Source organism: Ohtaekwangia sp. (genome assembly GCF_036786105.1).
In the GTDB taxonomy this organism is placed as follows: Bacteria; Bacteroidota; Bacteroidia; order Cytophagales; family Cyclobacteriaceae; genus Ohtaekwangia.
Map to the genome: position 1 here is coordinate 45,840 of NZ_DAIQRQ010000026.1, position 12,561 is coordinate 58,400.

At 44.2% G+C, this 12,561-nt stretch carries 11 protein-coding genes; 3 read left to right on the forward strand and 8 right to left on the reverse strand.

Translation table 11 applies throughout. From position 1 onward, the window contains the following. The first annotated feature begins 19 nt into the window (after positions 1-19). Both V7Q33_RS12610 and msrA read left to right on the forward strand, forming a co-directional pair. Positions 20-1,174, forward strand: coding sequence for a hypothetical protein (locus V7Q33_RS12610; RefSeq protein WP_331982347.1), 1,155 nt, complete (start codon positions 20-22; stop codon positions 1,172-1,174). A 126-nt stretch (positions 1,175-1,300) separates the two neighbouring features. Further along, positions 1,301-1,948, forward strand: coding sequence for a peptide-methionine (S)-S-oxide reductase MsrA (gene msrA / locus V7Q33_RS12615; protein WP_333820059.1), 648 nt, complete (start codon positions 1,301-1,303; stop codon positions 1,946-1,948). Positions 1,949-2,418: 470 nt separating this feature from the next. On the opposite strand, the gene V7Q33_RS12620 is transcribed toward msrA, so the two are convergent. The 6 genes from V7Q33_RS12620 to V7Q33_RS12645 all read right to left on the reverse strand — a co-directional run bounded on the left by V7Q33_RS12620 (position 2,419) and on the right by V7Q33_RS12645 (position 10,663). Then, complete coding sequence (locus V7Q33_RS12620; protein WP_333820060.1) at positions 2,419-4,365, reverse strand: GAF domain-containing protein; 1,947 nt, start codon at positions 4,363-4,365, stop codon at positions 2,419-2,421. Between the two features lie 9 nt (positions 4,366-4,374). Beyond that, complete coding sequence (locus tag V7Q33_RS12625; RefSeq protein ID WP_331982356.1) at positions 4,375-4,878, reverse strand: YfiR family protein; 504 nt, start codon at positions 4,876-4,878, stop codon at positions 4,375-4,377. A gap of 602 nt (positions 4,879-5,480) precedes the next feature. Further along, the gene (locus V7Q33_RS12630) at positions 5,481-6,695 is read right to left on the reverse strand and encodes a PepSY-associated TM helix domain-containing protein (protein WP_333820061.1); all 1,215 of its coding nucleotides are present in this window, start codon (positions 6,693-6,695) and stop codon (positions 5,481-5,483) included. A gap of 18 nt (positions 6,696-6,713) precedes the next feature. Then, positions 6,714-9,158, reverse strand: a complete 2,445-nt coding sequence (locus V7Q33_RS12635; RefSeq protein ID WP_333820062.1) for a TonB-dependent receptor — start codon at positions 9,156-9,158, stop codon at positions 6,714-6,716. 182 nt (positions 9,159-9,340) lie between these two features. Beyond that, positions 9,341-9,685, reverse strand: coding sequence for a DUF6686 family protein (locus V7Q33_RS12640; protein ID WP_333820063.1), 345 nt, complete (start codon positions 9,683-9,685; stop codon positions 9,341-9,343). 324 nt (positions 9,686-10,009) lie between these two features. Next, complete coding sequence (locus tag V7Q33_RS12645) at positions 10,010-10,663, reverse strand: response regulator transcription factor (RefSeq protein WP_331982368.1); 654 nt, start codon at positions 10,661-10,663, stop codon at positions 10,010-10,012. A 344-nt stretch (positions 10,664-11,007) separates the two neighbouring features. On the opposite strand from V7Q33_RS12645, the gene V7Q33_RS12650 reads away from it, so the two are divergent. Beyond that, positions 11,008-11,574: a ferritin gene (locus V7Q33_RS12650; RefSeq protein ID WP_333820064.1), complete on the forward strand. Its 567-nt coding sequence runs from the start codon at positions 11,008-11,010 to the stop codon at positions 11,572-11,574. 113 nt (positions 11,575-11,687) lie between these two features. On the opposite strand, the gene V7Q33_RS12655 is transcribed toward V7Q33_RS12650, so the two are convergent. After that, positions 11,688-12,080: a hypothetical protein gene (locus V7Q33_RS12655; protein ID WP_331982373.1), complete on the reverse strand. Its 393-nt coding sequence runs from the start codon at positions 12,078-12,080 to the stop codon at positions 11,688-11,690. Between the two features lie 110 nt (positions 12,081-12,190). Beyond that, entirely contained in the window at positions 12,191-12,367 is a 177-nt protein-coding gene (locus tag V7Q33_RS12660) for a hypothetical protein (protein WP_331982376.1), read from the reverse strand. Between the last annotated feature and the right edge of the window lie 194 nt (positions 12,368-12,561).

A 12,561-nucleotide genomic window follows, 5' to 3' on the forward strand; every position in this document is an offset into this window, starting at 1 on the left:
ACCTATCCCCTTACGTACTATGAAATTTGGACGTTTACTGATCTCAGTTTCTCTGATGATAGCTGCCCTGGTACACTTAACAGGTTGCAGCTCTGGCAAAAAGGCGTATGAACGTGGCGATTATTTTGATGCCGTAATGAAATCAGTGAACCGGTTGCGGCAAAATCCTGATCACTCCAAATCGTTGGAAACTTTAAAGAACGCCTACCCGCTGGCGGTTGAATTTTATGAAACACAGGCCAAGAATGAAATTGCTTCCAATTCAAATTTCAAGTGGAAGAACGCCATTCAATCCTATAACGCCATCAACCAGATGTACGAAGCCATACGCCAGTGTCCGGGGTGTATGAAGGCTGTAAAGAATCCTGTGAACTACTATAACGAGATTGGCCCGTTAAAAGAAAAGGCCGCTGACGAAAGCTATAATGCCGGTATTGAAGCACTCATGAAAGGCAATCGTAATGACGCCAAGCGTGCTTACTATAATTTTGCCGATGCACAAAACTATGTACCCGGTTATAAAGATGTTATCGAGTACCTGGATAAAGCCAAGTTTGAAGCAACCCTGAAGGTAGTAGTAGAGCAGATTCCGGTACCTACACGCTATAGCTTGAGCGGTGGATTCTTTCAGGACAAAATCGAAGAATTTCTGCATACAAATTATACGGAGCAAACTTTCATCAAATTCTATACTCCGGAAGAAGCCAAGGTTGCAGCACTCCCTTATGTGGATCAGATTATGCGCATTCAGTTCGATGACTTCTCCGTAGGCAACTCGGTGCTCAAAGAAAAAGAAGAAGTCGTTACACGCGACAGTGTAAAGGTTGGCGAAGCGAAAGTAGATGGTAAAACAATACCGGTATATAACACAGTTAAAGCCAAGCTCAACACCTATCGTAAAGAGATACTGTCTTCCGGCCTGCTGAGCCTGATCATTGTTGATGGCAAAACCAACGGTGTACTCACCCATCGTAAGTTTAATGGCGAGTACGTTTGGGTAAGTCAATGGGCCCGCTTCAATGGCGATGACCGTGCGCTGAGCGATCAGCAGCTTGCACTCTGCAAACTTCGAGAGCAACAACCTCCTGTACCCCAGGATTTGTTCCTCGAGTTCACCAAGCCTATCTATAATCAATTGATACCTTCTATACGTTCATTCTACCAGAGCTACTAAGCGCCTGATTTTATACTGCTATAGATACTATTTCAGTATATATGTTGGCTGGCCGACAAATGGAAACATCCGGTCAAACCATTTTGCACGTAATTAGGTTAACATAACAAGAAACCCATTACGACAATGAAGTTCAACATTACTATGCTGGCACTCGCGCTATTGATTGCCGGCAGTTCCTGTGGGCAAAAAAGTAAACAACCAACATCGACTATGGCAAATGAACCCGTAAAAGAAGGCCTGGCATTAGCCACCTTCGGCTCAGGCTGCTTTTGGTGCACCGAAGCTGTTTTTCAAAATGTAGAAGGCGTAGAAAAAGTTGAATCTGGTTACTCAGGAGGCCAGGTAAAAAATCCAACGTATAAAGAAGTATGCAGCGGACTTACCGGTCATGCCGAAGTAATACAACTGCATTATGATCCTGCAAAGGTATCATACGATGAACTGTTGGAGATCTTCTGGAAGACACATGATCCTACAACACTTAACAAACAAGGTGCTGATGAAGGAACACAGTATCGCTCTGTGATCTTCTATCACAACGAAGAGCAAAAGAAGCTTGCCGAAAAGTATAAAGCAGATCTTGATAAGTCTGGCATCTTTAGCAATCCTATAGTAACGGAGATTACACCCTATACAGTATTCTATAAGGCAGAAGATTATCATCAAAATTATTATAACCTGAATGGCAACGCTCCTTATTGTTCATATGTGATTCAGCCGAAGCTGGAGAAGTTTCGCAAAGTGTTTAAACATAAATTGAAAAAATCCTAGATTTTTTTTCAACGCCTGAAACCTCACCAAATGCTATACGTTAGATTACAGTGAGTAGAGTAATTCTTCTCATAGGTTTAGGTTTAGGTAAAACAAAAAAGCCCAGAGACGCTGGGCTTTTTTGCTTTCTATACTTTATAGTATATATACTTTTCGCGTTGTTACCTATATATTATTTCAACATCAGAGCATTTATCGAAATATAGTTTGCTATTGAGTGTTTCACCTGACATAGACAAAACCTTCTCGCAGAACCGCAGATAAAAATTCAAAGACGAAAAGTCCGGAAGAAATATAGTTTTGCGGAAACGCTGCACACTCCTAATCTCAAACTCACACATCCAGAGGCCAGCAACCAGCGGCTTCCTTTCCTCGATAACGTGTAACCAAATAACGGACAACGACCCTAAATGAAAAAAGGAGCCGAAGCTCCTTCTTTCCTATACTTTAACGAAAGCAATTCCTTAAAATTACCTTAACTCGTACGCAATCTCCATCACTTTTACCACTTCGCCAGAGCGGTTCTTGATCGGTGAGAAGCTTGCACGAATTGAGATGATCTCTCCTTTACGGTTAATGCGTTTGAACACACCCTTCTTCGGATAACCTGAGCTCAGGTCCCTCCAGAACTGTCTGTATTCCTCGCTGTTCTTTTCTTCTTTGGTAGTAAGTATACGATGGTGTTCACCAACAATCTCGTCTTGTGTATAGCCAAACAGCTCCAGGAAGTTGCTGTTCACTTTATTGATCGTTCCATCGGTGTTATAGTCTGCTACTGCCAGGGAGCTGTGGATAGCGTTAAGCGTGCTTTCTGTTTCCGCCTGGCTACGCTGCATCTCTTCCTGTGTAGCCTGCAACTCTTCCATGTTCTGACGCATCTCTTCCTCCTGTGCGCGCATCTGCTCGGTCATCTCCTGCGATTCTTCCAGCAGACGTTGCGTGCGTGCGTTGATCTTTACAGAAGCGATCGAAGACGCTATACTTTCGGCGATTTTCTGAACAAATTCTATTTCAAATTCCTGCAACACATTGAAAGATGCAATTTCTACCACTCCAAAAATCTGATCATTTATTTTTAATGGTACGATCAGTACGCTGGTAGGGTTCGCATCACCCAGTCCGGATACGATACGAACATAGTTCTGAGGTACTTCGGTGAGATATACCGTATCACCTTCCTGCCATGCCTGCCCCGCAAGTCCTTCGCCTTTATATATCTTATGGTTGAGGAATTTCTTCTTATCCCACGCATAGCATGCCTTCATAGACATTGTGGCCTCTTCATCGGCCGCTGCGTCATCTGCTATATAGAGAGCCCCCTGGTTGGCTTTCAGGTACTTCACCAGGTTGCCGATAATTTCGTCGGAGAGTTTAATAAGGTCGCTGTTATTCGTGCGCAGAATCTCGGCAAACTTGGCCAGACCTTCTGTTGCCCAGTTACGTCTCTTGTCGTCTTCTGAAACCTTGGCGAGGTTGTTACGCATGTTGATCAGGGCGTTGCCTAATACATCGTGCTCACTCAAAGGCTTGAATTCCATCTGATAATTACCGTTACCGATGTTCTCGGCAAACAAGCTGGTTGATTTCAAACCTGAAACGAGGTTATCCATCGCCGCGGCCATTTCACCAATTTCATCGTTGCTGGCTTGTGCCTGCTTCTCTTCCACGAGTTCGCCTTTGCCGAGTTTGACAATCACGTTTTTAAGGAAGTTAACCGGGCGTGTAATGCTTCGGCGCAGGAAGAGTGCACTTGCCAGTCCTATTACAATAAGGCTTAGCCCCAGTACCAGGGTATAAGTCTGAAGACTCTTGATAGAATCTTTGATCTCGGCATCCGATCTCTCGGTTACATCATCCTGCTTCTTGGCAATACGATTCAGGCGATTGATCAGGTCTGTCGTGCGCGGGATTACCTGGCTCTCTACAGCATCTTCTGCCAACAGCTTCGTGAGCGGATCTTCATAGTTCTCGAACGACTGCAGGTTAGCCATCACTGACTTTTTCTGTACATCGTTTATCAATGTATCGAATTTTAAAAACACGGTATCCATCCAGGCACGCTGGCTGTCGCTTTCCCAGGTAGGCATCAGCTTGGTGATACGCTCCCTTAATGCGGGATAATCGTAATCCTGGAGCTGACGCAATGCGTTCTTGTCTTCCTGATTGGTTTGCAGGTAAACCCAGTTGGTCACCAACATTTTAGATCGTGTTACCAGCAGGATAAACTCCTTGATAGCATCCTGCGAAGGACGGTATATCTGGCTCGAACTGTTTACAACATTGTTAATCTCATTTCCTTTCCAAAAAATTATAGTACCGTTCAGTATAAACAATACTATCAAAATGAGAAAACCACCGAGTATTTTATTCCCGATGGTTAACCGAAAGCGAAATCTCCTTTTATCTTTTTCTTCCATAGGTAGGTGTTAGATCATGATTGCCAGTCGCGACAACTCATTGCTGATTCTTAAATTTTTCTTGCTTATCGATGCCTGATTTAATTCGAACGCCAATTTACCATCTTTCACAATAAAATTGATATTGCTCCCTTTCTGTCCGAGGCCCGGTTCTTCTGTGACAATCAGTATAGGCATCGCATTTACCTTTGCCAGTACATTGTCGATTTGAGATGATTTATTGGAGGGAACGTACAGAATATTACATTTCCGAATGTCTGAAGGCCCATTAATTTTTGTGACCTTGATCGTACGATCGCCACTTACCTTTTTGGTCTGAGCCATGTTTCTGAGTTCATCAAGGATCGGAGAATCGCCCAGCACCAGTATTTCGAAATCTCCCTGATTATAAGCATCCGGCCATTGTACATAGCGCGTAAAGCTGTAGATGAACACTGATTGAAACTTATGCGTCTGGGAATAACCAGCTATCTGAATCAGTAGAAAAAGCGAAATGATCAAAAGTCTCTTCATGCTTCGGTAATTATACTGCTTCTTTGATAAGCATGCAAAAATATGCCGGCCCATAGATTAAAATGTTTAAAAATTGATGTTTTCCAATACACCGGGCAGTTATTGCAAGAAGTCCGCCAGTTTTAATAGCGAGGTAAAATTTACCATTTCGACCTATATCTTACAAACGAAAAAGAATACCATCAAACCCTGGAGGTGGTGTACTTCCATCACATGATTTTAGTATGGGCATTACGTTTGCTAACGCTCATCGCTATACCCTCAAAAAAGACGTATTAACTTTCACAAGGTCGATTTTGGAGAAATAATACCCGGCATGGACACGCATTGCGCAGCCCAAAACGAGAAAAAGACAGCACCAGAGTGGCGCATATTGGGAAACTTTTAAAATGTATAACTCCTCCCTTCACAATCAACCGCCTTTCATCATAAACCATCTCAGCAGTATGCTCCCGAAAGCACTTGACGTCAGGTTTTACATTACATGAACCTCGCTCAGACGGGTGTCTCATTTGTATAAACGAAGTCGATTAACTGCATGAAGCACTTATTCAAACAAAAAAGTGACCGCTACTGGCTCATTCGTCTGTAAGGCTTATGATCTATACTTTTGATTTTTCCTGTATCATAGTAATAACAGGTCTTCGAAAGGATGATGCAGACCTGGTGGCAGGTTTCTCTTTTGCAAGTTCATCTTCTTCCGGTTCGTTAGCCTGCTTCTTTCTCCGTCCCCACCAGATACAGATACCGGTTACCGGGAGACTGGCACAAATGAGGCTGGCCATAAATGCGAGTATTTTGCCGGGCAATCCGATGATGGCCCCCACATGAATATCATAATTCATCCTGAGCAACTTGTCGGCAGCGGTGGCACTGGCGAGTCTGCCGTAAATATGTTCAACCGGAAGTTCTTTCAAAGTATACTGATCGAAGTACCGGTACTCTGTTTGCCAATAGGTTTGCTCATCCGCATTGACGGTAACAACAATCGGGGCAACCTTCGTCTCGGGCACGTGTACCTCCAACACTTCTGCCGTGGGGTGCTCTCGTGTCATCTGCACCCAGATTCGATCGATAGCCGGCATCTCCATTCGCGCAGTGCTTGTTGTATCAGAAGCAGGCTCCCTGTATACCAGTGACTTCTTCCCTCCTGCTACTGCATGTAATCCGTTGGCAAACCATTGGAATCCCCATACCAATCCGGTTGTTGCCAGAATAATGGCTATCCAGATAACATAAAAGCCCAGTACGTTGTGCAGGTCGTAGTTCTTTCTGCGCCAGCGCGCATTCCACTTGATGCTGAATCGCTGCCTCGCTGCCTCTTTGTTCTTAGGCCACCAGAGTATCATGCCGGTGATGAGCATCACCACAAAGATGACCGTTGCCGATGCCACTATGGGCTGCCCGATGGTTGGCGGAAGCCACAGGTAAAAATGGCCCATGAGAATGATGCGGAAGAAATTGGCATTTTCATCTTTCACGTTCAACACCGCTCCGCTATAAGGGTTGAGATAAACAAAGTAATAGTATTCAGGATCAAAACTATAGAAGACCACCTGTGCTGCCCGGCCGGGTTTGCCATACAACACAGCATGTATCTTTTTATCGGGCAACGCTTCTTCAGCAATTGCTTTTAATCGCGATGGCGGCAGAACAGGGTTCTGTTCAACTGCTGCATACCGATACAGCTGCGTCATATCCTGTATCTCTGCCTGAAATGCATAGATACAGCCGGTAACCGCGACAATAAAAACCACTAGCCCGGACGTTAGCCCGAGCCAGAGGTGAAGTTTTCCTGTAATTTTCTTCACGGTCATGTATTGCAATAGCACCATTTAAAATCTGAACGTAATGCTGCCGGTAATGCTTCTGAGTTTCTGAGGATTTACCGTGGTATAGCCGATCCAGTAATGCTTGTCGGTGAGGTTATCTACCTTTAAACCCACTCTGAATTTAGGTTGATCGTAGAACAACGATGCATTTAACACAGTATAAGAAGGCAATATAAACTGGCCGATGCTGGCACTGTTAATAATGGTGTTGTCGCTGGCATAGTTTCCACCGAAGCCAACCCCCAGTCCTTTAACACTTCCTGCCTGCAGGGTATAACTCGCCCAGAAATTGGCAGCATAGGGTGCACCGGCTGTGTTCGGTCTGCGACCTACCACATCTTCGTCTGACTTGGTAAACTCAGCGTGGTTGTAAGCAAAACCTCCCATGATATTCAGACCCTGCACCGGGCTTGCCACAATCTCGGCTTCAATGCCTTTGCTTACCTGGGTTCCATCCTGGATAGAGAAATTAGGATGCGTGGGATCTGTACGAACAAGGTTTGTTACCAGGATGTTGTAATAGCTTACGGTACCGTTCAGTTTTCCACCCAACAGGTCTACTTTAATACCTCCTTCAAGCTGATTCGCCTGTTCTGGTCTGAAAGACTTTCCATTGAAATCTGTTCCAGTCTTATTGGTAAATCCGCTCTGATAGTTTGCGAACAACGATACTTTATCTTTTACAGGCTGGTATACTACACCAAATTTCGGAGCCAATGCAGTTTGATTGTAGGCAGTGCCGGCGTAGATTGTACCGGTACTTTCATCAAAGTTTCCTTTGTTATCGAAATGATCTATCCGCAGGGCGGCCATTACCATTACGTTATCGGTAAGATTCAATATATCGGAAGCATACGCGCTATAGGTATATGTCTTGTAGATAGCCGGATAGACAAAGCTATAGTCGCCACGCTGATAGATCGCATTCATGCTGGTGCGGTTAAAGTTTCTATAGTTCAGTATGGGCTGTGTAACATTGATCGTATCAAGTGTACCTCCGGAGAAATATTGATCCGAATTCTTATAAAAGAAATCAAGACCCGCCACGAGGCGGTTTCGCATGTTACCCACTGAGAACTCTCCTATAAAGTTCTGCTGCATTTCGAATACGCGGTCTTTGCTGTCTTGTGTAAACTGATCGTTGCGTGATATATAGTTGGTACCGATATCATTGGGATCGCCTGTTACTTTTGAATTGGCGATCAGGTAATAATAAGGACCGGGGCCATCTGAATAACTGTTGGTCACCGTAAGATTGGTTTGCGAGCGCCATGTATTTGATATCTGGTAATCCATCTGACCAAAGAAATTTATATTCCTTGATGTCTGGTACATATCTTCATTGGCATAAGAGCGCTTGTAATCAATCGGCAGTTGGTCAGCATGCGTAACACCCATGGAGGCTATCGTTTGTCCGTATGGGAAGAAGAATACGGACAAGCCTGTATTTTGTCCCTGAAAAAACTCAGCATCAAAGTTGAATGACAGGCGATCGTCTACTTTGTATGTCAGGCTTGGCGCCAAGGCAAAGCTTTTGGTAAATCCGTTGTCCTGAAAACTACCTTCATAGCTATAGGCTGTGTTCAGACGGAAAAGTACATTCTTCTCTTCATCCAATGGTGTATTGAAATCGGCACTTACGCGATTGAATCCATAGCTGCCGGTGGCGTACGTAACTTCACCGCCGGTTGTTGCATACGGTTTCTTGGTAACACGGTTAATAAGGCCACCATACGAAGTAAGCGCATTACCAAACAGTGTAGCCGAAGGGCCTTTAATCACTTCAATTCTCTCCAGATTCACGGCATCGATCTTGCTCGATACGTTTCCGGCTATACCATTGCGCAACTGGCTCTGCACTACAAAGCCACGCATGTTATAGTAGCTGCCGCCATCGCCACTGCGGCCGGTGGCATCCCACATCTTTAATAAGCCGGGGGCGTTCTTCATGGCATCATCAACCGAGAAGACCAATTGATCTGCCAGTAGTTCGCGAGTGATGGTTGTATATACCTGCGGGGTCTCCAGGTTCTTCAATGGCATTTTGGAAACATAACCGCTCTCGATGCGAGAGAATTTATTAACGCGTTCGCCACGTACTTCAATCTCCTGAAGCTGCGCTGAAGTTTCGTTCAATGAAAAGTTAACAACAGACGTTTGTCCTGCATACACCTCTATAGTTTGTTCTACAGCATCGTAGCCTACAAGGCTTGCCACCACGGTATAACTACCGGGCGTGATGCGTTTAAAATCAAATTTTCCATGGGCTTCGGTATTGGTGGCTTTGTTTGTTCCTTTAAGCGCTACGTTTACAAACTCCGCCGGCCGGTTGTCTGACGTTGTTACGGTTCCGCTGATTGATCCGAGTGTCTGAGCTTGTTGTGCCCATGCGGAAGTACCTGCGAGGATCACGATCAGCAGTCCTTTAAAAAAGTAATGAAGGTTCATTTTAAGTTATTATTAGAATCCATTATTAAGTACATTCAAAAGTAAATCCGATCCCATTCCGGCCGCAATCGCTGCGACTAGTGAATTATTATACCCCTTGCAGGGTATATCCAAACTACCTCGGAAGGTCAGTTATTACGGATGACAACTTGGGTGCTACCAGAATGGTATTGGCGTGTATACTAAGGGTTGTTTTTCTGACAATTGACCAGCCGCCTGGCCTCCAGCACAATCTGCACTTCAGCAAACAAACCTGCCAGCTCATCAATCTCTTCGTCATTATAGACGATGAGCAAATTGCTGTGAGGACTCGAAAATATTCGGCACCGACCGTGTGGCAAGGGATGAAAGTTATCGAGCGATTGCCGGTTGGAAAGCACCCATTCGAAAAAACGGATCAACTGTTCTTCATCAAAAACAAGTAACACATTTTTATAGGCCAGATTAAATTCATGGCAGCACAGGCAACGACTTACATAGCCATTCAGAGACTCCGCCAGTATTTCAAGGTTTGATCTTTCGTGCATTTCTTTAGGTTAATCGTTATCATTTAGTGGTTAATCGTTACACATTATTCGCTATCCGTTAGTGTTACCCTTTACGTGTAACAATTAACGTGAACAATTAACGGATAAAAGTATAGCGCGCGCTCACCTGATGTCAATCGCCTGCAGCGGGCATTTTTATATACCTGGCGAAGATGGAAAGAAGGTTATCTGTATGGAAAAGTGGTACTACTTTGTAGCGGGTATATCGCTGGCTTTAGGTTGTTAGCTGTGAGAAGTGACACAAGCCTATAGGAGAAGAAATAGAAGTATATATAGGTTATCGAAATAGTACAATGTATTAACCTATTTAGGCTTAATCAAACCAAAATCGATCGCGTGGATAACGAACTCGGTGGGTGATTTTATGTTGAGTTTGCGAATGATACTCTTGCGATGGGTTTGTACTGTATGCGGACTGAGATGCAAATTATCGGCAATTGTCTGTGTGGATTTACCTTGCGCTATTAATGTAAGTATTTCTGTTTCACGTGCAGTGAGAATGGAAGCATCGAATGTCTCAGGCTCGGAACTGAAATGCTTCTCCATAATAATGTCGAGTATCTTGTGGCAATAGAACTTCTCACCACGCGCGGTAGATTGAATCGCCATCATAATCTCCTCACGACTGCACGCTTTGGTGAGATATCCCTTTACTCCAAGTTGGAGTACATCGAGTATAGTGCCCTTATTGTCATCTGCTGAAATGACGAGAATATTGGTCGCAGGAGATATCTCTTTTACAATCCTGAGGTCATCGGGTGTTATGTAGTTGGCGAGGTTGTAGTCGGTGATCAGAAGATCGGGCTTATGTTTTTCCAGCAACGATTCAAGCTGCTCACGGTCAAATACTTCATCGAGGATGCTCGCATCTTCGCGGGCTTCCAGGAAATGTACCAATCCGGCAGCAGTCAGTGGCTGGTTATCCGCTAATAAAATTCGTATGGGCGCATTCATCATTCGTTAATCACTCCTCATTCAAAGCGGAAAGCCACTTACTATTTAGACTAATTCCAAACAAAGTTAAACAGGAATGAAATACATGTCAAGAAGACGTTGACTTGGTAACCCTTTTAAAGGTATACGGGCATTTATCTTTTTTGAAGTATTTTCTACCCGATACAAGTGATGTTTTACTACCCTGCACTTTGGTACATAATGCCGGGTATACTGTGCACGAGAAGTGAATCTGAAGTAACTTTATATTATAGTGACCCTGAAAAGAAATTTTACGATCGTACTTTGTTATTTGTGACCGGATACGCTATACTGCTCAAAGACCAAATAACTTTATTATACATCACATGAAAAAACAATCTTATACTCCGGCCCGGTCCATCACTCCGGAAATAGAAGCATTGCTAAATAATCAGATCGTAATGGAAGGTAAGTCTTCTGCTGCGTATCTCTCCATGGCATCGTGGTGCGACACTCAGGGATTTGAAATCTCTGCAGAATTTCTCTATAAACATTCTGAAGAAGAGCGCAGACACATGTTGAAACTCTTTCGCTATGTGAACGCTGCGGGTGGCCATGCACTGCAACCGGAAATCTCCGGCATCAAGCACTCGTTTGCTTCTCTTCGCGAAGTGTTTGAAGCCGTGCTGCATCACGAAATCGAAGTAACCAAATCGATCAACAACATCGTTGATCAGTGCTTGCAGATAAAGGACTTTGCTACATTTAACTTTCTGCAATGGTATGTAAATGAGCAGCGCGAAGAAGAGACACTGGCGCGCAGAGCTGTTGAGATCTTCGACATTATTGGCGAAGAGGGTGTTGGTTTGTGGATGATCGACCAGGAAGTAGGCAAGCTCGAAGCGTATGCTGCACGCGTTTCCGGTAAGATGGGAGGCGAAGGGAATTATTGAAATCCCTATAGAAACCAAGACAGAGGGCGGTAATTATACCGCCCTTTGTTATATATCCTTGATTATTTTTTGCCACACACCTATACCAGGATGCGAAACCAGATGCCTGTATACTATCGCCCAATCCACTCAAGCGCCGCATCCACATTATCAAAATAGCCGGTGTCTACATACTGTTCCCGTACTGCATCCATCGTGTCTTGAACAGACATCTTTGTAAACACCTCCGTTGGCAGAATGATAGCAACCCGTTTATACCCGGCTTCTTTTGCACGATAATACCAATCCGAAGAGGCCCATTGCTGGTCTTCTTCCTGAATAGCACCGAGAAACGTTGTATCCACAATCAGTTTTCCGGTGTTATGCCGCTGCATGGCTGCCAGCATGCAATCAAGGCCCGTTCTGAACTCATCGGGTGTCGGAGATACCAGCCACTTGGCTACAACAGCCAATGCCGAGTCGTTATAATTTAACGTGAGAAATTCTTTGAATAGATGCTCTCTCATAGACGGTTGAGTTTATTTTTTTTGAGCAAAGTACCTACAAGCTACCTGTTATTTCAATACCTCATTTACGGGATGAGTATCCTTAATCGTTATCCGTTAATCGTTACCGGTTAATCGTTGCGAGTGTAGTTAATCGCTTCATCTGCCCGGAGCCGGGTGAGTTCAGGCACAATACGGTTGACTCTGGTCTCCTTCCAGTCGTCTGTGTAATCTTTTCGACTCATAAATTCGCATGCATCATTCAGCGCAAGCTCTATATTTCCGGCCTTCGTGTACTTTACTTTCATAGTACAGTATACCCCTCTTCCTGAAATCTTTCGCAAAACGCAAAAATCTTCCATAGGTTGAGAGTCCCTGAAGATGTTCGGCAAGTGCTTCGCGCGTGGCAAAATTTTATCGATGTTAAGATCATGAGCGTCTTCTTTGTTAGAAGCATCCACACTTTTTCCGCTTCATCCTCCGGCTCTATTCAAAGTTTAAA